The organism is Actinomyces lilanjuaniae (genome assembly GCF_003606385.1).
In the GTDB taxonomy this organism is placed as follows: Bacteria; Actinomycetota; Actinomycetes; order Actinomycetales; family Actinomycetaceae; genus Actinomyces; species Actinomyces lilanjuaniae.
The window spans coordinates 2363343-2388254 of the sequence record NZ_CP032514.1 but is presented as its reverse complement, the minus strand read 5'-3'; the positions used below and the strand labels follow the sequence as shown (position 1 = coordinate 2388254).

Annotated in this window: 24 protein-coding genes, 3 tRNA genes and 1 pseudogene; 18 read left to right on the top strand and 10 right to left on the bottom strand. The window is 69.2% G+C overall.

Annotated features, from left to right (window positions below; translation table 11 throughout):
• Positions 1-46 precede the first annotated feature (46 nt).
• The 3 genes from D5R93_RS10235 (at position 47) to D5R93_RS10225 (ending at position 3632) form a co-directional block, all read left to right on the top strand.
• The gene (locus D5R93_RS10235; protein WP_120205061.1) at positions 47-1312 is read left to right on the top strand and encodes a TrpB-like pyridoxal phosphate-dependent enzyme; all 1266 of its coding nucleotides are present in this window, start codon (positions 47-49) and stop codon (positions 1310-1312) included.
• Positions 1313-1511: 199 nt separating this feature from the next.
• Entirely contained in the window at positions 1512-2381 is an 870-nt protein-coding gene (htpX, locus tag D5R93_RS10230) for a zinc metalloprotease HtpX (RefSeq protein WP_119836636.1), read from the top strand.
• Between the two features lie 93 nt (positions 2382-2474).
• Entirely contained in the window at positions 2475-3632 is a 1158-nt protein-coding gene (locus tag D5R93_RS10225; protein WP_243106714.1) for a phosphotransferase, read from the top strand.
• A gap of 181 nt (positions 3633-3813) precedes the next feature.
• On the opposite strand, the gene D5R93_RS10220 is transcribed toward D5R93_RS10225, so the two are convergent.
• Complete coding sequence (locus tag D5R93_RS10220; RefSeq protein WP_162933920.1) at positions 3814-4509, bottom strand: hypothetical protein; 696 nt, start codon at positions 4507-4509, stop codon at positions 3814-3816.
• Between the two features lie 132 nt (positions 4510-4641).
• Positions 4642-5139, bottom strand: coding sequence for a YajQ family cyclic di-GMP-binding protein (locus D5R93_RS10215; RefSeq protein WP_120205057.1), 498 nt, complete (start codon positions 5137-5139; stop codon positions 4642-4644).
• A gap of 223 nt (positions 5140-5362) precedes the next feature.
• Here D5R93_RS10215 and D5R93_RS10210 point away from each other — a divergent pair.
• The 5 genes from D5R93_RS10210 (at position 5363) to D5R93_RS10190 (ending at position 6806) form a co-directional block, all read left to right on the top strand.
• Positions 5363-5444 (top strand) — tRNA-Tyr (locus D5R93_RS10210).
• Positions 5445-5557: 113 nt separating this feature from the next.
• Positions 5558-5630, top strand: a tRNA-Thr gene (locus tag D5R93_RS10205).
• Between the two features lie 40 nt (positions 5631-5670).
• Positions 5671-5744 (top strand) — tRNA-Met (locus tag D5R93_RS10200).
• A 55-nt stretch (positions 5745-5799) separates the two neighbouring features.
• Complete coding sequence (gene rpmG, locus D5R93_RS10195) at positions 5800-5970, top strand: 50S ribosomal protein L33 (protein WP_119836633.1); 171 nt, start codon at positions 5800-5802, stop codon at positions 5968-5970.
• A 260-nt stretch (positions 5971-6230) separates the two neighbouring features.
• Entirely contained in the window at positions 6231-6806 is a 576-nt protein-coding gene (locus D5R93_RS10190; RefSeq protein WP_243106713.1) for a MarR family winged helix-turn-helix transcriptional regulator, read from the top strand.
• Between the two features lie 100 nt (positions 6807-6906).
• Here D5R93_RS10190 and D5R93_RS10185 read toward each other — a convergent pair whose 3' ends face one another.
• Positions 6907-7500 (bottom strand): NUDIX domain-containing protein, encoded by a 594-nt coding sequence (locus D5R93_RS10185; RefSeq protein ID WP_119836694.1) that lies wholly within the window; start codon positions 7498-7500, stop codon positions 6907-6909.
• Positions 7497-8138, bottom strand: a complete 642-nt coding sequence (locus D5R93_RS10180; protein ID WP_120206005.1) for a Maf family protein — start codon at positions 8136-8138, stop codon at positions 7497-7499. The genes D5R93_RS10185 and D5R93_RS10180 overlap by 4 nt, the downstream gene beginning before the upstream one ends.
• 102 nt (positions 8139-8240) lie before the next feature.
• Between D5R93_RS10180 and D5R93_RS10175 the strand changes: the two genes are divergently transcribed.
• From D5R93_RS10175 to D5R93_RS10160, 4 genes are all read left to right on the top strand, one after another.
• The gene (locus D5R93_RS10175; protein WP_120205054.1) at positions 8241-9176 is read left to right on the top strand and encodes a biotin--[acetyl-CoA-carboxylase] ligase; all 936 of its coding nucleotides are present in this window, start codon (positions 8241-8243) and stop codon (positions 9174-9176) included.
• A gap of 85 nt (positions 9177-9261) precedes the next feature.
• The gene (locus D5R93_RS10170) at positions 9262-10326 is read left to right on the top strand and encodes an adenylate/guanylate cyclase domain-containing protein (RefSeq protein WP_396027239.1); all 1065 of its coding nucleotides are present in this window, start codon (positions 9262-9264) and stop codon (positions 10324-10326) included.
• A 187-nt stretch (positions 10327-10513) separates the two neighbouring features.
• Positions 10514-11185, top strand: coding sequence for a response regulator transcription factor (locus D5R93_RS10165; RefSeq protein ID WP_120205051.1), 672 nt, complete (start codon positions 10514-10516; stop codon positions 11183-11185).
• Between the two features lie 140 nt (positions 11186-11325).
• Entirely contained in the window at positions 11326-12405 is a 1080-nt protein-coding gene (locus D5R93_RS10160; RefSeq protein ID WP_119836629.1) for a sensor histidine kinase, read from the top strand.
• A 130-nt stretch (positions 12406-12535) separates the two neighbouring features.
• Here D5R93_RS10160 and D5R93_RS10155 read toward each other — a convergent pair whose 3' ends face one another.
• Both D5R93_RS10155 and D5R93_RS10150 read right to left on the bottom strand, forming a co-directional pair.
• Positions 12536-13129, bottom strand: a complete 594-nt coding sequence (locus D5R93_RS10155) for a GtrA family protein (protein ID WP_396027238.1) — start codon at positions 13127-13129, stop codon at positions 12536-12538.
• Between the two features lie 117 nt (positions 13130-13246).
• Positions 13247-14548, bottom strand: a complete 1302-nt coding sequence (locus D5R93_RS10150; protein ID WP_423243298.1) for a hypothetical protein — start codon at positions 14546-14548, stop codon at positions 13247-13249.
• A 30-nt stretch (positions 14549-14578) separates the two neighbouring features.
• Between D5R93_RS10150 and D5R93_RS10145 the strand changes: the two genes are divergently transcribed.
• From D5R93_RS10145 to galE, 3 genes are all read left to right on the top strand, one after another.
• Complete coding sequence (locus D5R93_RS10145) at positions 14579-15952, top strand: 5-(carboxyamino)imidazole ribonucleotide synthase (RefSeq protein WP_119836627.1); 1374 nt, start codon at positions 14579-14581, stop codon at positions 15950-15952.
• 275 nt (positions 15953-16227) lie between these two features.
• Positions 16228-16716, top strand: coding sequence for a 5-(carboxyamino)imidazole ribonucleotide mutase (purE, locus tag D5R93_RS10140; protein WP_120206001.1), 489 nt, complete (start codon positions 16228-16230; stop codon positions 16714-16716).
• A 44-nt stretch (positions 16717-16760) separates the two neighbouring features.
• On the top strand, positions 16761-17750 hold the full coding sequence (gene galE, locus D5R93_RS10135) for a UDP-glucose 4-epimerase GalE (protein ID WP_119836626.1): 990 nt from the start codon (positions 16761-16763) through the stop codon (positions 17748-17750).
• 111 nt (positions 17751-17861) lie between these two features.
• Here the strand turns inward: galE and D5R93_RS10130 are convergent, their stop codons facing one another.
• The gene (locus D5R93_RS10130; protein ID WP_243106712.1) at positions 17862-19343 is read right to left on the bottom strand and encodes an LCP family protein; all 1482 of its coding nucleotides are present in this window, start codon (positions 19341-19343) and stop codon (positions 17862-17864) included.
• 15 nt (positions 19344-19358) lie between these two features.
• Entirely contained in the window at positions 19359-20675 is a 1317-nt protein-coding gene (locus D5R93_RS10120; RefSeq protein WP_243106711.1) for an LCP family protein, read from the bottom strand.
• 112 nt (positions 20676-20787) lie between these two features.
• Between D5R93_RS10120 and D5R93_RS10115 the strand changes: the two are divergent.
• Positions 20788-21812 (top strand): annotated as a pseudogene (locus D5R93_RS10115) (glycosyltransferase).
• A gap of 21 nt (positions 21813-21833) precedes the next feature.
• Here D5R93_RS10115 and D5R93_RS10110 read toward each other — a convergent pair.
• Together D5R93_RS10110 and D5R93_RS10105 are read right to left on the bottom strand one after the other, a co-directional pair.
• Positions 21834-22244 (bottom strand): DUF2304 domain-containing protein, encoded by a 411-nt coding sequence (locus D5R93_RS10110; protein WP_120205046.1) that lies wholly within the window; start codon positions 22242-22244, stop codon positions 21834-21836.
• Positions 22245-22273: 29 nt separating this feature from the next.
• Positions 22274-23002, bottom strand: coding sequence for a glycosyltransferase family 2 protein (locus D5R93_RS10105; protein WP_119836622.1), 729 nt, complete (start codon positions 23000-23002; stop codon positions 22274-22276).
• 155 nt (positions 23003-23157) lie between these two features.
• Here D5R93_RS10105 and D5R93_RS10100 point away from each other — a divergent pair, with 155 nt between their 5' ends.
• Both D5R93_RS10100 and D5R93_RS10095 read left to right on the top strand, forming a co-directional pair.
• On the top strand, positions 23158-23790 hold the full coding sequence (locus D5R93_RS10100; RefSeq protein WP_119836621.1) for an acyltransferase: 633 nt from the start codon (positions 23158-23160) through the stop codon (positions 23788-23790).
• Positions 23790-24911 carry a DegT/DnrJ/EryC1/StrS family aminotransferase gene (locus D5R93_RS10095; RefSeq protein WP_119836620.1) on the top strand — a complete coding sequence of 374 codons (1122 nt, stop codon included), beginning with the start codon at positions 23790-23792 and terminating at the stop codon, positions 24909-24911. The genes D5R93_RS10100 and D5R93_RS10095 overlap by 1 nt, the downstream gene beginning before the upstream one ends.
• Position 24912 lies beyond the last annotated feature (1 nt).

Below are 24912 nucleotides of genomic sequence, written 5' to 3'. Positions count from 1 at the left end.
ATCCCCTCAGGGTGCCAGGTCGCATCTGAAGACTCAGGAGACCTTGATGACCACACCGATCGGCTCCCTTGCCCCCACACACTGGTACAACCTCGCGGCGGACTTCCCTGAGCCCGTGCCACCTCCCCTGCACCCGGGGACGCGTGAGCCGCTGCGCCCGGAGGACCTTGAGCACCTGTTTCCTCGCGAGCTCATCAACCAGGAGCTTTCCACCGAGCGCTTCATCGAGATCCCCCAGGCAGTGCGTGAGGTCTACGCCAAGTGGCGTCCCTCCCCGCTTATCCGCGCTGACCGCCTGGAACGGGCACTGGGTACCCGGGGCAGGATCTTCTACAAGTACGAGGGGGTCAGCCCGGCTGGCTCGCACAAGCCCAACACCGCTGTCGCCCAGGCCTGGTACAACGCCCAGGAGGGAACTACCCGGCTGACCACGGAGACCGGGGCCGGGCAGTGGGGCGCCTCCCTGGCCCTGGCCTGCTCCCTGTTCGGGATGAGCTGTGAGGTGTGGCAGGTACGCTCCTCCTACGAGTCCAAGCCCTACCGGCGCTACCAGATGGAGGTCTACGGCTCGACCTGCCACTCCTCACCGTCTGACCTGACCCGGGCGGGCCGGGACGTCCTGGCCCGGGACCCGCAGACCACTGGAAGCCTGGGCATGGCCATCAGCGAGGCGGTCGAGGTGGCTGCGGCCAGCGATGACGTCCACTACGCCCTGGGGTCGGTACTCAACCACGTCATGCTGCACCAGACGGTGATCGGGCTGGAGGCTGTGGCCCAGCTGCGCCAGGCCGGGGTGGACCAGCCCGACGTCGTTTTCGGCTGCGCTGGTGGTGGCTCCAACCTGGCGGGCCTGTCCTTCCCCTTTATCGGGCGCAACCTCACCGAGGGCGCCAGCAGCCGTGTCGTCGCCTGCGAGCCCGCGGCGTGTCCCACGATCACCCAGGGGGAGTACCGCTACGACGTCGGAGACGTCGCTGGCACGACCCCGATGATGAAGATGTACACCCTTGGGGCGGACTTCGTGCCGCCTGCCATCCACGCCGGGGGCCTGCGCTACCACGGCATGGCCCCCATGGTCTCCCACGCGGTCCACCTGGGCCTCATGGACGGTGTCGCTGTCTCCCAGGAGGACGCCTTCGCCGCAGGCCTGCTCTTTGCCCGCAGCGAGGGAATCGTCCCGGCCCCAGAGTCCACCCACGCCGTAGCAGCCGCTGTGGAGTACGCCCGCGAGGCGAGGCAGGGCGAGGTCATTCTCATCGGCCTGTCCGGAAACGGGGTCCTTGACCTGCCCGCCTACGAGGCCTATCTCTGACCGGCCTGCTCCTGACCGGCGTATTCCTGGCCGCTGTCCCTCGGCAGGAGCCTGTCGAGGACTCCCACCTGGACCCGCTGCTTTAACCTGTTCCTGGAGGCGTGGCAGGTGGTGCCTAGGAGCCTGCCGGAGGTTCGGACATTGCTGGCTCACAGGGAGGGGTCAGGATATACGTACAGGCTTTTGATAGCCTTCAACCATGAACGGGACGAGCCATTACAACGGCCTCAAGACCGCCATCCTCCTGGGTGGCATGTGGGGTCTGCTCATTCTGATCGGGTACGTCCTGGCCCAGGGCACAGGGTCGTCGGTCTGGCTGTTCGTCATGCCGCTTATCGGCGTGGCCCAGACGGTCTACGCCTACTGGAACTCCGACAAGATCGCGGTGCGCTCCATGGGGGCGATTGAGGTCTCCGAGGCCCAGTACCCGCAGATGTACGCCATCGTGCGTGAGCTGTCCACCTCGGCCGGGCAGCCGATGCCCAGGCTCTACGTGGCGCCCACGGTGAGCCCCAACGCCTTTGCCACCGGACGCGACCCCCAGCACGCCGCTGTGTGCTGTACCCAGGGCATCCTTCAGCTTCTTAACGACCGCGAGCTGCGTGGGGTGCTGGGGCATGAGCTGTCCCACGTGTACAACCGGGACATCCTTACCGGCTCGGTGGCGGCGGGGATCGCGGGAGTTATCTCCTCGGTCTCCACCATGGCGCTGTGGTTCGGGGGAGGCCGCGACCGCCGTGACGGCGGCAACGTTGTCGTCGTCATGCTGCTGGCCCTCCTCGCGCCGATGGCCGCCGCCCTCACGCAGTTTGCCATCTCGCGCACGCGCGAGTTCGACGCCGACCACGACGGTGCCGTCCTCACGCACGATCCGTTGGCGCTGGCTAGTGCCCTGCGAAAGCTGGAGACCGGCGTCAACGCCGCCCCGCTGGCCCCCAGCCCCAAGGTCGAGCCGGTCTCGGCCATGATGATTGCCAACCCTTTTGGCTCGCGCGTGCGCAACCTCTTTGCCACCCACCCGCCCATGGACCAGCGCATCGCTCGACTGGAGAGGATGGCCGGGTACTGACAGCGTACTGACAGCAAGGCGGCGGAGGCCTCCCCGCGTGCCTGCCTGGCATAAACGGCGGGGCCGTGGTGGGCCTGTGGTAGGACAGGGTGGGTGGATGGTGCCCGGACGCTGCCAGCCCTGACAGGCTCTGCTGACTTTTCTGCTGACTTCGCCTCACGTCTTGAGCGCGAGGTCAGGGCGGGGCGAGTCTCAGGCGTGGAGCCCGCAGCCGTGTCGGTCACCCGGCTGGGGGCTGGCGAGAGCTTCACCGCCTGGCTGCTACGGGCAGAGGAGGCTGCGCAGGGAGCGCGCCAACCGCCACGCGTGGTGCGAGTGGTGCGTCGTCCCGCCGAGGAGCGGCCCCGCTCCCTGAGAGGGGAGTACGAGGCGCTGTCACGTGTGCCACCGGACCTGGGGTCGCACGGTGTGGCCCTGGAGGAGGACAGTGACAACGCCCTGGGTGCCCCCTATGTGGTGACCACCTACGTGCCGGGGCGGGTCGTACCTGGGCAGGAGTGGACACCCCGTCTGGCCTGTGCCCTGGCAGAGCAGGTGGCCCGTCTGCACCACCTGCTGGGAGGGGCGCAGACGGCCGGGGAGGGGACGGCTGGATCTCGGCTCCAGCCCGGTCAGGCTCGTCACCCCGGTGCCCTGCGAGAGGCCGAGGCGGTCCTGGGGTGGTGGCGGTCCCACCACCCCGACGTGCTGGAGGAGCCTCGGGTCTCGCGTCTGCTTGCCCCGTGGTGGCGGGCGCTGGTCACCCTCGACCCGGTGACGGTGGGGGTGCCCCTGCACCCGCTCATCCATGGGGACCTGGTGGTCACCAACGTGGTCGTGGGCACCGGTGGTATCCCCCGGCTTATTGACTGGGAGTGGGCAGGGCCAGGGGACCCAGCCAAGGACCTGGCCCTCATCGGAGGAGAGGTGACGGGCGGGCCCTGGTACGCCCACCTGTCCCGGAAGGCAGTCACGGACATGGTCTCCTGCTACGTGGCGGCTCGCAGCCGACTGGCTCGGTCGCAGGCCGCGGACAAGGGCAGGAACCTGGTCAGGGACTGTGAGGGCGCCGGGGGCAGTGGCGAGAAGCATGACGAGCAAGTGCGCCGCCTGCTGGCTCGGCGTGACGCCTGGGAGCTGGTGGACCGGCTGTCCAACCTGCTGTACTGCCTGAGCCGCAGAGGGCAGGAGGACTACCTCCGGTGGGCCGGGCAGCTGGCAGAGAGCCTGGGGGCTCGCCTGACGGCACCGCCGGACGAGCCCCCAGGCTGAGGGTCTGGACTGGCTACATGCTGCACCGAGGTGTACCGGGTCCTCACAGAACGACGAGCACGTCAGTCATCTGTAAGGACCCGGTACACCTGTGAGGATTCAGCTGTTATGAGAGAGAGGCCGGGGCAGTAGCACCGGGGACAGCGCCGGGGACGCCCAGGCGCCACTGCAGCCAGACGGGCTAGTCCTGCGGCTCACCCAGGCAGAAGACGAAGTCGTAGTCGGTCTGGGAGATGCCGAACATGGTGTAGTGGTTGAACGACCACGCGAAGGAGCTCCCCGACTCGACTCCCGCCTCAGCGCATGGGTGCTCGGTGGTGATGCCTGCGGTCGCCAGGGAGAACTGGTCGATGTGGTGGAGGACAGCCTGCACCGGGTAGGCGCCTGGAACGCAGTCGCTCTTGGTAGCGTCAGGGGAGTCTGCCTCAATGTCATCAATGGTGAGGCAGCCCCCCTCCTCCACGGTGCTCAGCGCCTGCTCGGGGTCGTTGTCCTTGGGGATGAGGCAGAGCTTTTCGAACACGGCCTCCGTCCCCGGGGCGTCGACGCAGTCGGTCATGCCCTCTGACCAGAGGTTGGCCACCACCCGGTACACAGCGTCCTCGGAGTCGCAGTCAACCACGACGGGCTTCTCGTTTGAGGGGGAGTCGATGCACTGGTCGGCTTGCGCCTCCGTAGCAGGCACGGAGGGGGTACGGGTAGCCAGGTAGATGCCGCCTGCGGCGACTGCCCCCAGGACTAGCACGGCTACCAGAGTGACAGGTATCCACAGCCTGCGGCGCCTCCTGGGCGAAGCGGCTGCCGGAGAGGGCTGGCTGGCGGTGTAGGGAGGAAGGCCGCTCGGGCTGGGAGAGCCTGGGGGAGTGGGGTGAGTCATGGTGGATCTACCTGCTGATGCTGAGTAGGGACAGAGGGCTCGGCCTGACGCCGAGAACCGCTTAGAGGTTATCTCTAAGGATCATCCTCTGCTTAGTGGTTTCGACGTGTGGTTGTGAGGTGCCCCTCACTGTCAGCGGTAGTTGACAAACTGCAGGGCGGCGTCCACGTCGAGCTCCTTGAGCAGGGTGATCACTGCCTGGAGGCTGTCGCGCGACTTGGAGGAGACCCGGACCTCGTCGCCCTGGATGGTGGCCTTGACCCCCTTGGGGCCCTGGTCGCGCACGGCCTTGGTGACCTGCTTGGCTACCTCCTGGCTCAGCCCCTCCCGCAGCGGGCAGACCAGCCGGTAGAGCCTGCCCTGGGGGCGGGGCTCGCGGTCCCCCAGATCGAGGGCCTTCAGCGAGACCCCGCGGCGGAAGAGCCGGGACTCCAGGACGTCCAGGATGGCCAGGACGCGCTCGGGGCTGGTGGCCTCCAGGGTGATGACGTCTCCGTCCAGGGAGACAGAAGCGTCCACGCCACGGAAGTCGTAGCGCTGGGAGATCTCCTTGGCGCACTGGTTGACGGCGTTGTCCACCTCCTGGCGGTCAAGGCGGGAGACGACGTCGAAGGAGGATTCGGATGCCATGGTGTGAGTGCCTTTCTGCGGGGACGGTGCGGAGCCTGTGCTGTGGCGGTTGCGGGCCTCTCCCGGGAGGTGGTGCCGTGGGGCGGCCCGGGCTGGTCGGGCCATCGTGCCATGGATCTGGCGGGTGTGAGAAGGGTCCCACAGCGCTGATTGGCGCCGCGTCTGCCGACCTTGTTATCCTTCCACAGCACCACGTGACCTGCTTCAGGGGAGCGTGGGTGACGGCGGGTTGCCCGAGCGGCCAATGGGAGCTGACTGTAAATCAGCCGCGGAATGCTACGGGGGTTCGAATCCCTCACCCGCCACTGTGGCCACCTCGGTGGTCATGAGCCACCCGGGTGAGGTGGTGCAGCAGTGAGCGAAGCCACGGGGGCTGGATTGCGCGAGCGTTTCTGGTCTGCCTACGATTCGGCTCGTTGCCCCGATAGCTCAGTAGGCAGAGCGTCTCCATGGTAAGGAGAAGGTCAAGGGTTCGATTCCCTTTCGGGGCTCTGGCGCGGCGGGGCGGAGGGCTCCCGTCCGTGTCCGATTGGCGAGGTAGCTCAGCTGGTTAGAGCGCACGACTCATAATCGTGAGGTCGAGGGTTCGAGTCCCTCCCCCGCTACGTCAGCTTCGAGCGCGTCAGCAGCTGCTCGAGGATCTATGCAGAGGAGACAGCCGTGGCCAGCAAGTCCACCGACGTTCGCCCCAAGATCACTCTGGCCTGCTCGGAGTGCAAGGAGCGCAACTACATTACGAAGAAGAACCGACGCAACACGCCAGACCGCCTTACCCTGTCCAAGTTCTGCTCCCGGTGTGGACGGCACACGCAGCACCGGGAGACCCGCTGAGCGCGTTCTTGTACCGTCCTTCGCCCCCTGCCGGGGCGGCGGGTAAGTGGGACCGGTCCCCCCAGCCCCAGGCTGGGGGCCGTTCTTGTTTCTGCGAGCTTTTGTCTCCCTTTCCCCCTGTGCTCGGGTGCACGTCCGCGTGGCTGGAAGAACACATTCACGCAGGTAGCAGGTGCTATAAAGGTAGGAATGGATGCTCGGCTCCGGGCGCGCTCCGGCAGGGGCTGCAGCGGGAGCTGAGCGGGAGAGGAGCGGGTACGTTGGTCGCGACCCAGACAGTGACCACGCAGACAGAGTCCCCTGCGCCCCCTGAGTCCTCTGACCAGGAGGTACATGAGCCAGAGGAGTCCTGTGGCCAGCAGCCCCCGTCTTCCTGGGGCCAGGGCGAGCATCGCTACCGTCGGCTGGACGGGGTGGAGATGGGGGCGTGGCGCTCCTTCCTAGCCGCCTCGACCTTGGTGATCGCCCGACTCAACCACGACCTTGAGGCCGAGTGCGGCATCTCCATGCACGAGTACGAGATCCTCGTGCGTCTGTCCGAGGCCCCTCACCGCTCGATGCGCATGTCGGCCCTGGCCGACGACGTCAGTCACTCCCGCTCGCGTCTGACGCACACTGTGAGGCGGATGGAGAAGGAGGGCTATGTGGTGCGCGTCGCCTGTCCCTCGGACAGGCGCGGCGTCAACTGCGAACTGACAGAGGCCGGGCTGGCCTTCCTGCGCGAGGTGGCCCCGGTCCACCTCGACGGGGTTCGCCGTCACCTCTTGGACCGCCTCAGCCGGGACCAGCTGACGTTGATGGCTGAGTTGATGGGCGCCGTTGCCGACGTCTCCTGAGGTGCCCGCCCGCTCTTCCCGGGGCCCGAGCGCAGGGCACCGGGGAAGGGGTGACGTCTTGTCGCAGTGACGAGCTGCGCGCGCCACGGGTGCCGTGCTGCTACGGGGACTGCGCTGTCGGGTTGTCGTGTGTGCCTTGTGAGGCGCGCGGTGGCGGCAGGAGGGAGGCGAGCTGGTCCCACACGGCGGCCAGGGCAGGCAGCACAGGCATGTCACCCCAGGTCCGTGCCGGGCGCGGCACCTTCCAGGTGGTGCGGTCCTCCCGGGGCTCCAGACGGCTCCACGCCAGGGCGACGGACTCCGCGTCCGCCGGGGTCAGGTGGTCCCAGGCCCGGTCTGAGGGCGCCTGGGCCACAAAGGTGGTATAGGACCAGTCAGGGTGCCGCTGGGTCTGTGACCCGCCGAGAACCAGGAGCTGCGCAGGCAGCCCGGTCTCTTCCTGGCACTCCCGCAGTGCCGCCTGCGCGGGTGACTCGCCGTCAGCGACGGCACCGCCAGGCAGTCCCCAGGCACTGCCGTGGTGGGTCCATGGTGCCCGCAGCTGGAGCAGGACCTCCAGTCCCTGGGTGCCGGAGGTAGCGGCGCCCAGGCGCCAGACCAGCAGGCCCGCAGCGCCATTGACGCCCCAGTGGCGCTGTCCGCACCGGCACTGGACCCACCCGTCGCCGGGGTGGCGCGCACCGGAGGCACTCATCCCTGTGCTGCCTGCCGCTCCCATAGGTCCGTCCAGGTCACCCCTAGCCCGGCCAGGAGCCGACGCAGCAGCGGCAGTGAGATGCCCACGACGGCGTGCGGGTCGCCCTCGACGCTGTCGATGAACGCACCGCCCAGGCCGTCAATAGTGAACGCCCCGGCGCAGTCCAGCGGCTCGCCGGAGGCCACGTAGGCGTCGATCTCCTGGTCCGTGGGGCAGCCGAAGCGTACAAGGGCCGAGCCCACCGCGCCGGCCGTGGCGCCGTCGCAGGTGCGTACCAGGAAGTGGCCGGTGTGGATAACCCCGCTACGGCCCCGCATGGAGCGCCAGCGGTCCCTGGCCACGTGCGCGTCGGCTGGCTTGCCGACGACGGCCCCGTCGATCTCCAGCATGGAGTCGCAGCCCACGACGACCTGGGCCTCCTGCGGCAGCGTGCGCGCGGCCACCTCGATCGCCTTGGCCTGGGCCAGGGCCTGGACCTGGGCAGCGGGGGAAGGGTGTGCCCGGCCCTGGGAGGTGGTTCGCAGCTCCTCCAGCACCGTGTCCTCGTCCACGTGGGAGACTCGCACCAGGGGGTCGACCCCTGCGGCGCGCAGGGTGCTCAGGCGGCCGACGGACTGGGAGGCCAGGAGGATCACGCTGTCCACTCTAGCGGCCCGCTGCCGCTGGCGGCCACGTCACCGGCGGGACTTTCTCGGTGGGACTTTCCCGGTGGGGAGGTAGGCGCTTAAGGTTGTGCCGTGGACCATGACCGCTCAGGCAGCAGAGGCTTTCGTCGGGTCGTGACGGTGCCGGAGACCGCTTCCACCCAGGACGACCTGCATGATGCGCTCGTTCGCGGCGAGGAGGGGTGGCCGCACCTGTCTGCGCTACGGGCGCTCCGGCAGACCGCAGGCAGGGGGCGCCAGGGACGCTCCTGGCAGACGCCGGCTGAGGGGGCGCTGACGGTCTCGGTGGTCCTCAGGCCCCTGGTGGGAGCGGACCGGCTGGACTGGCTGCCGCTCGTGGCGGGACTGGCCGTGCGTGAGAGCCTGCTGCCGCTGACGGAGGGCGTGCCGTGGAGGCTGGGCCTGAAGTGGCCCAATGACGTCGTTGCCGTTCCCGAGGGCGCTGACGTCCCTGACGTGCCCGGGTGGGCGGGCACGCGCAAGGTCGCCGGGGTCCTGGCGGAGCTGGTGGTCCCCGGCGTCGGCCCGGCCTCCTCCGCTGAGGGAGCGGCTGCCGGGCGCGACGGCTCGCAGGGCGCTGCCGCGGACGAGGCCGCGGCCTGCCGGGTGCAGGCGCCTGGTGTCGTCCTGGGGATTGGGGTCAACGTCGGCCAGGACAGTGAAGGCCTGCCGGTGCCCTGGGCGACCTCTCTGCGCCTACTGGGCTCCTCGGCACGACCTGAGGACGTAATGGCGCTGCTGGGTCGCACCCTGGCGGCCCGTGTGGGGCAGTGGGAGGATGCGGGAGGGGACCCCGACGCCGGTGACGGCCACCTGGGACGGGAGCTGCGGGCGGTCTGCACGACCCTGGGTCAGCAGGTCAGTGTCCGGTCTCCTGCGGGGGTGGTACGTGGTACCGCCAGGGACGTCACTCCTGAGCTGGTGGTGGACACCCCCGACGGGCCGCAGTGTCTTCGCGCTGGTGAGGTCTCAGTACGGCGCCAGGACCTCTCGGAAACCACGTTGTGACCGCCACGGGCGAAATTCTGGATAACGTACTGTGAGGCTGTGGCGATGACAAGCATCGCCGTGTGACCCGCGCTACTCTGTCGTGGTGAGACGGGACGGACAGAGCCCCCGGGGCCGACAGCCGCAACTTTCCAGGGCTGAGGACTGGGCCACCCTTGCGGGCCACGAGAGGCTGCTGCTGGGTGAGCGCCCCAGCCTGACGCTCGCGCAAGTCGCCGAGCAGGCGGGCGCCAGCCTCGAGACAGCCCAGCGCTTCTGGCGGGCCATGGGGTTCGCCGACGTCGCCCCCGACGAGGTCTGCTTTACCCGCCATGACGTCGACGCCCTGCGTGACACGCTTGCCCTCATCAACGAGGAGGGCTCCTTCCGGATGCGGCTGCCCAGCGCCCTGGAGCTGCTGCGCGCGCAGTCCTACACGATGGACAGGCTGGTCCTGTGGGAGCTGGAGACTCTCGTGGCTGACATCGGCGACCGGCTGAGGCTGGACGACACCTCGGCGCGGCTGGTTGCGCTGGACCGTGTCGGGGAGATGATCGAGATCCTCTCCCGCCAGCTGACCTACGCCTGGCGGCGCCACCTGGCCTCCCTCATCGGCCGCACCGATGCGGAGGTCGCTACCCGCGGCCAGGAGGAGGCGGGTCCTGATCTCTACCCTCTGACCCGTTCCCTGGGGTTTGTCGACATCGTGTCCTTCACCCAGCGGGCCCAGCGGATGGGTAAGCAGGACCTCACCCTCATGCTGGAGGACTTTGAGAACACGGCGCGCGATGTCGTCACCTCCCGTGGGGCCAGGGTGGTCAAGACTATCGGGGATGCTGTGATGTATATCTCAGACGACTTGCCTACTGCGGCGGACGTGGTCACGTCCCTGGTCGAGGAGCTCCAGAGCGGTCCCGAGGCGATCCGTGTACGCGCCTCCCTGGTCCAGGGACGCGTGGTCTCACGCTCCGGGGACGTCTTCGGCCCTACCGTCAACCTGGCCTCCCGGCTGGTGGACGCTGCGGAGCCGGGGGGGATACGCATGGACGAGGCCACAGCCATGGCCATTCTTCACGGCCCGGTGGCCTCCCGCTACCGGGTGGGGCAGTGCCACGAGGTTGTTGCCAAGGGCCTGGGACAGATCATTCCCTGGTCCCTGGAGCGGGTCTGAGCGCGAGGCCGCGTCTGCCCGGCCCGGGGGCCTGACCCGCGCGTGTACTGATGCCGGGCGTCCTGTGGGCTCCTGGCACATTCTGCGCGGGCAATCCGGTTCCCACTGCCGTGAGGCGACCCACGTGTGTCTTTATCCGTCTCCAGGATGATGACGTCACGCCCCGTTGTCGCTTACGATCACTAGCGTGACCACAGTTCTGCTTGTCGAAGACGACCCCGCTATCTCCGAGCCGCTCGCCCGGGCCTTCGGTCGGGAGGGCTACGCCGTTCTCACTCACGGCACCGGCAAGGGTGCCCTGGAGGAGGTTGCCAGCGCTGACATCATCGTGCTTGACCTCGGTCTGCCTGACGTCGACGGCCTGGACGTCGCCCGGCAGGTGCGCGCCCAGGGACTCACCATTCCTATCCTGATGCTGACAGCGCGCAGCGAGGACACGGATCTCGTGGTTGGGCTCGACGCTGGTGCCGACGACTACGTCACCAAGCCCTTCCGCCTCGCCGAGCTCCTGGCCCGAGTGCGTGCCCAGGTGCGCCGCGCCTCCGGGGAGGCCACGGAGGACGAGCTGACCATCGGGGACATCCGGGTGGATGTTGCCGCCCACAGGGCCTTTGTCGCCTCTCGCGAGCTGCAGCTGACCACGCGTGAGTTCGAGCTGCTACGGGTGCTCGTGCGTGGCGGCGGTGCGGTCGTCCAGGCTGAGGACGTCCTCAAGGAGGTCTGGGGGGAGGACCCCACGGGGACTCCCCAGACGCTCCAGATGCACGTCGCCTGGCTGCGGCGCAAGCTGGGTGACGACGAGGACGCCCCGCGTCGGCTGCTCGCCCAGGGCGAGGGATACTGCCTGGCCGAGGGGTGAGCAGTGTCCCGGCCACGTGCTGGCGGGTGGTGAGGCCGTCCGGGGCGGGCAACCCGCCCTGCGGGCGTCCTGCTGGGGCGGGCAGGGTTCGCGGATAATCGCCTTGGGAGGGCTGCCGAGCCACAGAGGAGGGGACGCGCATGCGCCGTCGAGCAATGGCGATGACTATGAGGACGGTCCTGGTGGCGGTGATCCTCCTGGGGGTGCCTCTGGGGGGTGCCTGGGTCATTATCGCCCTGCGCACCACGGCTGGCGGCAGCGCTCGGATCCAGGTGGTGGCTACGGTCCTGCTCACCCTGGTCGCCCTGAGCTCGGTGGCCGTAGCGGCGGCCTCCGTCGTGGCCTCCAAGGCGGCCCGGCGTATCTCAGCGCCGTTGATCTACCTGGCGGCCGAGGCGGAGCAGCTGGGCAGCGGCCAGGTCCGGCCCCGGCTGCGTTCCTCCGGGATCGAGGAGATCGACCTGGTCCAGGCTGAGCTGGTGCGCTCCGCCGAGCGTGTCGCGGGGCGCCTGGCCGCCGAGCGGCAGTTTGCCTCCGACGCCTCCCACCAGCTGCGCACCCCGCTGACCAGCCTGTCGCTGAGGCTGGAGGAGATCGAGCTTCTTGCCTCGGAGGAGGAGGTACGCAAGGAGGCCCGGGCCTGCCTGGAGCAGGTGGAGCGTCTGACGGGAGTGGTGGAGGACCTCTTGCAGGTCTCCCGCCGTACCGGGGGCGGGACCACGGAGGCCCTCCATCTCAGCGAGGTCTTTGCCCAGCAGGAGGAGGAGTGGGGTCCCGCCTTTGAGGCGGCGGGACGCAGCCTCACCTTCGTTGACGAGGTCCGCCAGCCTGTCCTGGCGACCCCCGGCTCCCTGGCCCAGGTGCTGGCCACCATCATTGAGAACTCCTTGCGCTACGGGGCCGGGACGACTGAGGTCAGCGTGCGCAGCGCTAACGGCGGGCACGGCGTCTTTATCGACGTGGCCGACCAGGGTGAGGGCGTGGCGGAGGACATCGCCCAGCACGTCTTTGAGAGGAACGTCTCCGGCCACGGCTCCACCGGGGTGGGGCTGGCTCTGGCCAAAGACCTTGTGGAGGCCGACGGTGGCCGTATCGAGCTCTCCCGGCGGTGCCCAGCCGTCTTCTCCGTCCTCCTCAACGCCGTGCCCAAGTCGCTGGACCCCAACAACGTGCTGCCGCAGGGCGCGCTGGTCTCAGTGGGACGTCGACGTCGGTTCTGAGCGTCGTCGTCGCGGGCCCGGTGAGTCCGCCGTCGGCTCCGCGTCGGTGCCGGGCTCCTCATGAGCACGGTTTTCCGACGGCTACCTCACCGGTGCCCCCGGTGCCGAGGTTATGGCGAGGCAGCAGGCTCTATGAGGTGCCCTGTGAGAGGTGGTCTGCGCCGCTGGGTTGCTGGCTGGCAGCGGTGCCGGCCGATACCGGTGTAGCGTCGGATGGTCTGGTGCTGGCGGGCGTGGCGTCGGCTGAGGTCGGCGGGCCGGGGCGCTGCGGTGTCCCGGTGAAGACGACGTAGTGGTAGAACAGGAACCGGAAGGCTGTGCTCAGGACGAAACCGACGACGTAGGCGGCGATGTTGTCCGCCAGCGCGGAGGTCAGGCCCAGGAGGTGGTGCGTCGCCAGGAGGCAGGACTGGGTGATGACCAGGCCCCCGAGGTTGGCGCTGGCGAAGAGGAGCGCCTCGCGTGCCAGGTTGTCCTGAGTGCGGCCACGGTAGGTCCACATCCGGTTCGCTACCCAGGAGTACGCGGTCGCGGTTGCGGCCGCAACCGCGTTGGCGGTGTTGGGGTGGCCGGCCAGGACCGCGACGGGGCCGCGCTGGAGCAGGTTGAACAGGCTGATGTCGATAAGGAAGGCCGACGCGCCCACCAGACCGAACTGGACAAGCTCGCGCACCCACGCCACCACCCGGTCCCTGGCTGAGGTAGGGGGAGGTGCTGCGGACATGGAGGGCATCCTAGGGAAGATTTGGTGGACCGTGCGCCACCTGCTCGTGGGTGCCGTGTTGTCGGAAGGCACAGCGGCACGTGGCACAGGTGGGTTCACCGGGGCGGTGAGGCTGCTCTAGGGGACCCACTGGATCTCCACGCTGCCCAGGGCCCAGACCCAGGACACCCAGAACAACTGGCCGACGAGGCCAGCCAGCAGGAGTGCCGCACGCGCGCGCGTGGTCCGTGCTCGTCGTGCCAGGCTCCAGGCCACGGGAGCCAGAGGTAGGAGGATTCGTAGTACCGAGGACGTCGGGTCGAAGAAGGCCAGCAGGTAGAGGATGTAGCCCAGGCACCAGAACCAGGCCGCAGCCCCGAGGCGGCGCAGCGCAGGTGCGGTCAGGAGAAGGACCGCGCCTGCCAGGACCAGGAGGAGAAGCAGCCAGGACAGGTGGTGACCCACCCACCACCCTGAGCGTGTCAGCCAGGGTGTGAAGGGGACGAGGTCTCCGCCGCGCCAGGCCGTCTCCGTGGCCGTGTAGGCGTCCGCCCGCCCGGTTGAGGCCCAGGCCAGGGCGGGCCAGGCCAGGGAGGCGGCGCAGGACAGCAGGCTCAGGGCCAGCAGGCTGTGCCGTGACGGTGACTCGTCGGAAGGTCCCCCAACCGGCAGGCTCAGGCTCCGTCGCGGGATCCATCCGTGAGAGCACGCCTCCTGCCACGCCCACCACAGGCCGAGGGCTGCTCCTAGGGGGACACCCACGGGACGGGAGAAGGCGGCCAGGACGGTGAACGGTGCCGCTGCCAGCGGCCGCCCACGGTCTGTCAGGCCTAGTGCCAGGGAGACCGTCAGCAAGGTCAGTGCCTCTGCGTAGGGGACCTGGAGGACGGGCGCGCAGGGGGAGCCCCACAGCAGCGCCACCGCCCACAACGAGGCCCGGCTGCCCGTGCGGGGTGACAGCCACCAGTCCATGGCCAGGGCTGCTGCCGCAGAGGCGACGATGGAGATGAGCGCGGCACAGGTGTAGAAGGACCAGCCCGTCACCCAGGTCAGCCCGTGGGCCAGCGTGGGCAGTAGCGGCATGAAGGCCCAGGTGTTCTGTGTCACGTCTCCCTGGGCATCCACAGGGAGGCGACGCGGGTAGCCCTCTCGGGCGATCCTCTCGTACCAGCCCGCGTCCCAGAAGGACATGTGCTCCTGCCACCCGGGAGCAGCCCCGGCCCAGGCAGTTGCGGGCGTGTCCTGTGCGGACAGCCTCAGGACGAGGAAGGTCAGGGTGGAGCAGGCCGCCCACACCGCCAGGACCTGAGCGGGCCTGGGTAGGCCCACCAGGTGGCCCGCGAGCCTGCTGGCTGCCGAGGGCGCCTGGGAAGCGGCGGGACCGGACGGGACGGCGTCGGCAGGGTCCTCATCCGTGTGGGAGCGGGTAGGTGACGTCACCAGGCACACCCTACGGGTAGCCTGTGGGGCGTGACCACACCTGTCGTAGCTGTTGTCGGGGGCGGGCAGCTGGCCCGCATGATGCAGGAGGAGGCCAGTGCCCTCGGTATCCACCTGCGAGTACTGGTCGAGTCCGGTGAGGGCTCTGCGGGTCAGGTTACCGTGGACGCCCCGGTTGGTGCGGCCGATGACGCGACCGCGCTGCGCAGGCTCGTCTCAGGTCGCCACGGCGAGGAGGCCGAGGGCGCCCGTGGCTTCTGCGCGGGACAGGCCGCCGATGTCCTCACCTTTGAGCACGAGCACCAGGACACCTCCCTCCTGACGTCTCTGCAGTCCGAGGGGCTCAGTGTCCAGCCCTCGCCCCAGGCGCTCCTGCTAGCCCAGGACAAACGTGTGATGCGTCAGGCCGTGGCCAGGGCGGGGCTGCCGCAGCCAGCCTGGGCCGAGGTCGGGGCCATGGCTGGTGGGACGGTACGCCGTGCGGGGACGTCGGCGGCTGAGGCGGTGCCTGAGTCGACGGCTGGGGTGACAGCGGACACGATGGCTGCTGACGTACGTGCCTTCGCCGAGGTCCACGGGTGGCCGGTGGTGCTCAAGACTCCTCGTGGCGGCTACGACGGCCACGGTGTGCTGCTGGTCCACGACGCCGCAGCCCTGGATGAGGGGCCTGCCCGTGACTGGCTGACAGCCGTGGCCGCGGCAGCCGCTGGCGACACCGGGTCCTCGACCGGAGGCGGGGGCAGCCTGGGAGGAGGCGCGGTCACCAGCCTCCTGGTGGAGCAGGCAGTCCCGTTCTCCCGGGAGCTGGCCGTGCTGGTCGCTCGCAGCCCCCGAGGGCAGGTGGAGGCCTGGCCAGCGGTTCAGACCGTCCAGGCCTCAGGTATGTGTGTGGAGGCCGTGGCTCCCGCTCCTGGGCTGGACCCCGTTGCTGCCGAGGAGGCGCAACGCATCGCGCGTACGGTGGCGGAGGAGTTCCAGGTTACCGGGGTGCTTGCTGTAGAGATGTTCTGCGTGGAGGAGCCGGACGGGCCTGCCCGTCTCTACGTCAACGAGCTGGCCACACGGCCTCACAACTCCGGACACTGGACGCAGGACGGTGCCGTGACCAGCCAGTTTGCCCAGCACCTGCGTGCCGTGCTCGGCCTTCCCCTCGGGTCTGCCGCGCTCACGGCTGCGGCTACTGTCATGGTCAACCTCCTCGGGGGACCTCAGCCTCCGGGAGAGGACGCCCTGGCCCGGGCGCTGGCCCTGGAGCCTCGTGCCCGCATCCACCTCTACGGAAAGAGCTGGCGACCGGGTCGTAAGCTCGGGCACGTCAACCTCACGGTGGCCCCGACCGAGACTCCGCAGGACGCCTTGGAGCGGGCTCGTGAGGTCGTCGCCGTCCTGCGTGGCGAGGGCTGAGCCTCTCCTGGACGGCTCCCAGGGAAGTACAGCGAGGGCTGACCGGGGCTGCTACCGGGTGCTGCGACCCGATGCGGCTTGTAGTGTGGGGCCTGGAGTGTGAGGAGGGAAGGCCGATGACAGGCACGACAGCACAGGCTGCGCAGGCGCAGCACACGGGTGGGTCGCAGGACGGCCCGGCGGGTGGCTCGCAGAGGGAGGCGCCAGGGACGTCGGCCGGGGGGCAGGCGTCAGCGGCTGGTCCGGCCGCTGGGGCGCCACTGGTTGGTGTCGTCATGGGCTCGGACTCCGACTGGCCGGTCATGAGCGCTGCCGCAGAGGCTCTTGACGAGCTGGGTGTCCCCTACGAGGCCGACGTCGTCTCCGCCCACCGGATGCCCGTCGATATGCTCGGCTACGGTCAGGACGCCGCAGGACGCGGGCTGAGGGTCATCATTGCCGGGGCCGGGGGAGCGGCTCATCTTCCAGGAATGCTGGCGGCCGTCACCGAGCTGCCGGTCATCGGCGTGCCGGTTCCGCTCCGGCACCTGGACGGCCTGGACTCACTGCTGTCGATCGTCCAGATGCCCGCTGGTGTGCCGGTGGCCACCGTGTCGGTGGGTGGAGCCCGCAACGCCGGGCTGCTCGCGGCCCGGATCCTGGGAGCCGGCGAGGGGCCGCAGGCCCTGCGCCTGCGCGCGGCGATGCGGGACTACCAGGAGCGCATGAGGCGCGAGGCCCGGGCCAAGGGCGCCTCCCTGCGGGAGCCCAGCCCGTCCCGCTGACGGGGGTTTACCGTTTTCCGGGGATCGCTGTGTAACATGCTGGTATGAGCATTCTTGTTGCCGGTGGTGCCGGGTACATCGGTGCCCATGTCGTCCGACTTCTTCTTGAGCGTGGTGAGGACGTCGTCGTCGTGGACGACCTCTCCTACGGGGCGGCGTCGCGGGTGGAGGGGGCGTCTCTGGTCACTCTGGACGTCGCCGACGGTGAGGCTGAGGATGCGCTGACTGACCTCATGGCCTCCCGGGCAGTGACCGCCGTCGTCCACTTTGCCGCTCGCAAGCAGGTTGGGGAGTCGGTACAGCGCCCTGCCTGGTACTACCAGCAGAACGTCGGTGGCCTGGCCAACATGCTGGTCGCTATGGAGCGCTCGGGCGTGAGGCAGATGATCTTCTCCTCCTCGGCGGCGGTCTACGGGATGCCTCCGGTGGAGGTCGTGCTCGAGGAGACCGAGTGCCGTCCCATCAACCCTTACGGTGAGACCAAGCTTATCGGGGAGTGGATGCTGGCTGACGCCCAGCGGGCCTGGGGGCTGCGCTGGGTAGGCCTGCGCTACTTCAACGTGGCTGGTGCGGGATGGGAGGACCTGGGGGACATGGCGACTCTCAACCTTATTCCCATGGTGCTGGAGCGGCTCGCCAAGGGGGAGGCCCCTAAGATCTTCGGCACCGACTACCCCACCCCTGACGGCACGTGCATCCGCGACTACATCCACGTGCAGGACCTTGCTGTCGCCCACGTCGCCGCGCTGGACACTATGGTCACTGGCAAGGAGATGACCGAGCACGTCTTTAACGTCGGGACGGGCCAGGGGTCCTCCGTGCGTGAGGTGGTGAGTCGGGTCATTGCTGCCACGGGCCTGAATATCGTTCCCGAGGAGCTGGAACGCCGAGCAGGCGACCCGCCCCAGCTCATCGGCAACCCTGAGCGCATCAGGGCGATGCTTGGCTGGCGGGCTGAGCACGACCTTGACGACATCGTCGCCTCGGCCTTCGCTGCCTGGCAGGCGGACCCGGACCGCCCCCACTTCTCCTGACCTTCTGGGCCTGACCCGACCCGCCTGCTGGCTCTCTTCCTGGGCGCGCGCCGCTAGGTAAGGCCGTCTACGTCGGCCCGGAGCGACAGCTCCGGGCCGACGGTCGTGTTGTCACGACTGGTTAAAACTGTGTGGGGTCAACTCGCCGTCACGCAGGGCTGTGAAGAACTCCGGCGCCGTCGTGTCCTGGAGAAGCACGGACTCACCGATGCCGCCAGGGGCGTAGGCCAGGTCTGCGATCGGCGGGGCACCTGTCATCTCCTCACCTGAGGCAGAGCGGAAGGCGAGGACCATCTGCCCCAGGTCGACCACCCCGGCCTCCTCCTCCACCGTGAGGACCTGTGTCCCGGAGTCCACCAGTGCGTCCTGTCGTGAGAAGCTCACCAGGGTCGAGGCAGAGGCCGCCTTGCTCACCACTGCCGAGATAACCGCACGCTGACGCAGGCCGCGCCCGATGTCCCCGGTGGGGTCGGACTTGCGCATCCGGGCGTAGGCCAGGGCCTTGGCCCCGTCCACCTCCTGGCAGGTCCCCTGTGAGGTGTCCCAGACCAGGCCGGAGTCAGCGTCGTCGACGTCGTAGTCCATGCACACCTCGACCCCGCCGACCGCGTCCACCATCTGGGAGACGCCTCCCATCCCGACCTCGACGTAGTGGTCCACGGTTAGCCCGGACAGAGACTCGACGGTCTCCACCAGCAGCTGAGGCCCACCGAAGGCGTAGGCGGTGTTGATCTTGTTCCCGCCGTAGCCGGGGATCTCGGTGTAGGTGTCGCGGGGGAGCGTGGTCAGGCTGGCCTGCCCGTTGTCCGCCCTGTGGAGCAGCATGATCGAGTCGGCCCGTGCTCCCTCGGTGCCGTCCTGGACCGCGCCGTCAGCCCGGGAGTCCGAGCCGACGACGAGCCAGGTTTCGCCGGGGGTGTCACCAGCACCTGAGAGCGCCTCCACTCTCTGCAGGCCGGAGGAGACCCCGTGCCACAGCCAAGCCGCTCGGGCACCCGCCAGGACGAGGAGAAGAGCGAGGACGGCCGCGACCCAGCGCAGGGGATGGTGACGTCTCCCCCTGGTGGTGTCTCCTTCCTGTGGCGGGCCAGCCTCGTAGGGTGCGTCACCTGCGACGTCAGTGGGCATGCTGGCTGGCATCACCCGGGTGCCCGGGTCGCTGGACGCGGCGCTGGTGGCAGCAGGGCGGCGTCCAGGTGCTATGCCGGGGCGGGTCGATTGGCTGGGGGCGTCACTGCTCAGCGGGACAGCCCTGGAGCCAGCGCGGGCTCTGCTGCGGCTTGTAGCAGAGCCCGCGCTGGCTCCAGGGGCCGGGTGCGGGCGACGAGGCTGACGCCCCAGGGCGCTGCCTGCTTCGGGCTCCCCGGAGCCAGGGGGCTGGACGGCAGGGGACTGTGCCTGTGCTGCTGCGCGGCTGCTTCCTGCCTCCTGCCCGTGAGGACGTCTGGAGCGGGCTGAGGAGGCGCCGGGCTGGGGCTGTGAGGAGGCGCCGCCGCCACGGGTACTTGCAGGCCGCACCTGCCTACGGGGCTGACTGGGCTGCCCGGAGCCGGGAGCGATGGACGGAGGCAGGGAGTCGTCGCTGGAAGTCACGCGGTCGATCCTGCCCTATTCGCACTGCTGTGCGGCGGAGGCGACTGCCGCAGCCTGTGCTGACTGCGAGGCCTGTGCCTGGGGGTCCTGCGTCGGTGTGGCAGCCTGGGTGGGCGTGTCGGCGTCCGCAGCGTCGTGTCCGTCGGTGCCCTCTTCCGTCTGGGGGCCGTCCGTGCTGCCAGTGTCCGGTGAGGCGGTGGCCGAGGGCGTGGCGCTATCGCCACCTGTGGTGCCGTCAGAGCCCTCGGAGCCATCGGGCACCGGCTGGTCGTTGCGCAGCGCCTCCCAGACGTCGTCGGCCTCGTCGGTGGGGACCACGCGGTTGGCGTCCCAGGGGGCCTCTGCGGTCGGCATTGCGACGAAGTTCATGTTGTCCATGCCGACCTGCTGGACGCTGGAGCCCAGTCCTGCCAGTGCCCCCAGGCTCAGGCCCTTGGAGACTGTCAGGGCCTCCAGGACGCTGGTGGCGAAGTCGTAGAGCTCGTTGGCGCCGAGCAGGTTCTTGGACTGGGCTGCCCGCGCCATGGCGCTCATGAGGTTCTGCTGACGACTGATGCGGGAGATGTCGGAGCCGTCCCCGACACCGTGACGCACGCGCGAGTACTGCAGGGCCGTGGCCCCGTCCAGGGTGTGGCATCCCTGAGTCAGCTCCAGGCCGGTGTAGTCCGGGTCGGAGATCTCCTCCTCGACGTAGAGGTTGACTCCTCCCAGGGCGTCAACCATGGTGGACAGGCCGTCGAAGTCCACCACGACGAAGTCGTCGATGCGGATGTCGGTGAGGTCCTCCACGGTCCTCTGGGCGCAGGCGGCCCCTGAGACCACCGAGCTGGGGTCGGTGCCGGTGCCGGCGCCGTTGGCGAAGGCGGAGTTGAACTGCCCGTTGGTGACGGCCTGCGTGGTCTCGCCGTCCAGGGTGGTGCAGGAGGGGATGTCCACCAGGGTGTCGCGGGGGATGGACACGACGTCAATACGGCTGCGGTCGGCGGAGATGTGCATGACCATCGCCGTGTCCGAGCGGGCGACAGCCACGTCCTCACTGCCCTGGGAGTTGTCGACGTTGTTGTCGCCGGAGCGCGTGTCCGACCCCAGGACCAGGAGGTTGACGGCCCGGCCCTCATAACTGTCCGGGAGGTCGTCACCGGGACGGTTAGGCCCCAGGATGCTGTCCGCGTCGAAGATGTTGATTCGAGACTGCAGGTCCTGCCAGGCGAAGCCGACTCCCGAGACCAGGAACAGGACCACTGCCAGGACGCACAGAGCGACCCGGCGCGCCAGGTGGCGGCCGAGGTCCTTTGACGAGTGCCGCGCGTGCGGCAGGGCGACCTTGGGCACAGTGCGATCATAGGTGGACTCCCGGGCTCCTACTCCTCCTGGGGGAGGATCCTGACGATGATCTTCGTCCGACCTCAGTGACTCCTCTCACGGCTCCCGTGACGCTAGGCTCCTGGTCGTGACCGTACCTGAAACTGTCCCTCAGCCCGCTGCGTCCGACGACCCCGCCACCGCGCCGGGTGGTGGGACGGTCCGTGTCGTCACGGTCGCCTACAACCCCGGGGAGGAGCTGGACCGCTTCCTCACCTCCCTGCGGACCGCGACCAGGCGGGAGGTGAGGACCGTTATCGCCGACAACGGCGAGGACCACGACGTCGTCGAGGCTGCTGCCAGGGCGCACGGGGCGCGGGTAGTGGGGACGGGACCAACCGGGGCTATGGGGGCGGGGCGAACCTCGCGGCTGCTGACCTGACCGAGGACTGGATCGTGGTGGCCAACCCGGACCTGGTCTGGCAGCCGGGCAGCCTGGACGCCTTGGTGGACGCCAGCCTGGCCAGCCCCCGTGCCGGGTGCCTGGGGCCGCGGATACTCAACCCTGACGGCACCGTCTACCCCTCGGGACGGGCGCTGCCCTCGCTGGTAGGGGGTGCGGGGCACGCCCTCCTGAGCAGGCTCTGGCCCTCCAACCCGTTCTCCGCGGCCTACCACAGCCAGCCGCATAGCCAGCCGCATAGCCAGCCGCATAGCCAGGCTGAGCCCAGGACCGGGGTGAGCGGTTGGTCTGAGGGCACCGAGGCCGACAAGAGCGCTGCTCCGGGCGGCAGGTCGGCGCTCATGGTGAGGGAGGTGGGCTGGCTCTCCGGTGCCTGCCTGCTGCTTCCTGCTGCGGCATGGCAACGTCTGGGCGGCTTTGACGAGAGCTACTTCATGTTCTTTGAGGACGTCGACCTCGGGCGGCGTGTGAGCGCGGCCGGGTGGGTCAACCTTCAGGTGCTGGACTGCGAGGTGGTCCATGAGCAGGGCGCGAGCTGGAGGTCCCGGCCCGAGCGCATGATCCGCGCCCACCACGCGTCGGCTCGCCGCTACATGGCTGGGCAGTACACAGCCCCCTGGCAGGCGCCGGTGAGATGGGCCGTTACTGGTGGCCTGCGCCTACGTGAGGAGATAGTCGCGAGGCAGGGGAGGCGGCGGCGCTAGCCTCGCTACCTCGGCGGCGCCTCAGGTGTCGTGGGTCGGGCTCCTCGGTGCCGCCCCGGGGTCGACCCCGGGGCTGATCGAGGTGGTGCCTGGTGGCTGCGGCGCCTGGTCCAGCGCGATCCGGCGCGCCAGTCGGGTGATCTGCCTCTCTCTGGCTGCGTTGCGCCTGAAGGCTGACAGGACCTGGGCGAGAAAGGCCACGACCAGGGCGTACAGGAGCAGGTCGGTGCCACGCCCGACCCCCACCATGTTCGCGACCCGGGTCATGAGGGAGGGAGTGACGATCGCTGCGACGGCGAACAGCACGAAGGCGAGTGTGACCAGGCGGCGGGCGGCCTGGTTCCTGGCGCCGCCGGGGGTGCGCAGCATCATCCAGCCGACGGCTGCCACAGCCAGGATGAGAAGGGACTGGATAATGATCTGGGGGTTCACGGTGCCGCGTCCTCTGCAGGGTCAGGCGCTCAGGAGAAGAGCAGGTCGACGAGGATGTTGACGGAGTTCCACAGGGACTGGCCCTTGGCCCGGGAGTACTCTGTGTAGGTGATGGTGACGGGGAACTCCCGCCACGGCAGCGACATGGTGCCGATCTGGCGCACGATCTGGCTGGCGTGGGCCATGCGGTTCTGAGTGAGGTCAATGCGGGCCAGGGCGTCGCGGCGCAGGACCCGCAGCCCGTTGTGGGCGTCGGTCAGGCGCATCCCCGAGGTCCGGGAGCCGACCAGCGCCGCAGTACGCAGGATGAGCCGCCGCACCAGGCCCACCGAGGAGGCTCCCGCCAGGAACCGTGAGCCCAGGACGACGGCGAGGTCCTCCTCCCGGGCGGCGCGGACCATCGCGGCCGCGTCGGTCACGCAGTGCTGGCCGTCGGCGTCGAAGGTCACCGCGTAGGTGGCGTCGGTGCGCTCCAGCAGGTAGCTGAAGCCCGTCTGGAGCGCTGCGCCCTGGCCCAGGTTGATGGGGTGGCGTATGACTACGGCCCCTGCGGCCTCGGCCTCGTCTGCCGAGGCGTCTGCCGAGCCGTCGTCCACGACTACCACGAGGGGGAACACGCTGCGTGCCTGGGTGACGACCTCGCGCACGACCGGGGCCTCGTTGAACAGGGGGATGACGAGCCAGGCGTCGGTGACCGGGGCGGCCTCAGGAAGGTCCTGGGCCGGTGCGGTCCGGCTGGCGGTGTCGTAGGGGCTCACTGCTGCATTCTTGCATGCTCGTGCCTACGCCTATGACGATCCGGCCTGGACATGCTTAGATGGGCACCGGCCACCCGGTCGACGGTACCTGCGCCGTGCGGGCGGTCCGGACAGTACCTGCAGCCTCCGGGCTGCCGTCTCAGCAAGGAGCCGCCGTGGCAACACGTATCGCCCCCTCCGCCGACGTCTCCGAGGAGGCGACGATCGGTGAGGGCTCAAGCATCTGGCACCTGGCCCAGGTCCGCGAGAACGCCGTCCTCGGTGCGGGCTGCGTCGTGGGGCGCGGGGCCTACATCGGCGAGGGCGTGACCATGGGTGCCCACTGCAAGGTCCAGAACTACGCCCTTGTCTACGAGCCCGCCGTCCTTGCCGACGGCGTCTTCATCGGCCCCGCCGTGACGCTGACCAACGACCACTTCCCACGGGCGGTCAACCCGGACGGGTCGGTGAAGTCGGCCAGCGACTGGGAGCCTGTGGGGGTTACCGTGGAGGAGGGGGCCTCCATCGGTGCGCGTGCTGTGTGTGTGGCCCCGGTGCGTGTCGGTGCCTGGGCCACTGTGGCCGCAGGCGCTGTCGTGACCAGGGACGTCCCGGCCCACGCCCTCGTGGCCGGCGTGCCTGCCCGCCGGGTCGGTTGGGTGGGACGTGCCGGTCAGCCGCTGGAGCGCGTGGATCCTGCTGACCTTCCCGGCGGGGTCCCCTCCCGGGACACCGTCCTGTGGCGCTGCCCCGCCACCCAAACCCTGTATGAAGAGTCCGACAACACTATTCGAGAGGTCAGCCACTGATGCCACGCGAGTTCATCCCCGCCGCCAAGCCGCTTATCGGTCAGGAGGAACGTGACGCCGTCGACGCCGTCATCGCCTCTGGCATGGTGGTTCAGGGTCCTCAGGTCAAGGCCTTCGAGGAGGAGTTCACTGCTCAGGTGACACCCGGGGCGGAGTCGGTGGCCGTCAACTCCGGCACCTCCGCCCAGCACGTGGCCACCCTGGCCAGCAGGCTGCCCGAGGGCGCGGAGGTGATCGTGCCCTCCTTCACCTTCGCCGCCACCGGCAACTCGGTCGCCGTCGCGGGTGCCACTCCGGTCTTTGCCGACATCGACCCCGTCACCTTCACTCTGGATCCTGCATCGGTGGAGGCGGCTGTCACCGAGCGCACCGCTGCTATCGAGGTGGTCCATCTCTACGGTCTGCCCGCCAACATGCCGGAGATCATGGCGATCGCCCGGCGTCATGGCTTGCAGGTCTTCGAGGACGCCGCCCAGGCGCACGCGGCAGCCATCGACGGCAGGCCTGTGGGGACCTTCGGGGCGTGGGGCTCCTTCTCCTTCTACCCGACTAAGAACATGACCAGTATCGAGGGCGGGATGGTGACCACCTCGGACCCCGAGCTGGCCCGCCGCTGCCGTCTGATCCGCAACCAGGGCATGGAGAAGCAGTACGCCAACGAGGTGGTGGGACTCAACAACCGCATGACTGACGTGTCGGCGGCCGTCGGCCGGGTCCAGCTGACCAGGCTCGCGCAGTGGACCGCCGCCCGCCAGGACAATGCGGCTGCCCTGAACCAGGGGCTGTCAGGAGTGGACGGGGTGGTGACCCCGCACGTGCCTGAGGGCTACACCCACGTCTACCACCAGTACACCATCCGCCTGGAGGGGGCCGAGGCCGCGGAGCGGGACCGCGTCCAGGCGGTTCTGCGAGACGAGTGGCAGATAGGGACCGGCGTCTATTACCCGATCCCTAACCACAGGCTGGAGTCCCTGGCCCCCTACGCCCCGGGGCTGGAGCTGCCGGGGACGGAGAAGGCGGCCCGTGAGTGCCTGTCCCTGCCGGTCCACCCCTCGCTGACTGAGGGCGACCTCGCCCGCGTCGTGGAGGCCGTGAGCGAGACCGTGAAGGCAGGTGCCTGAG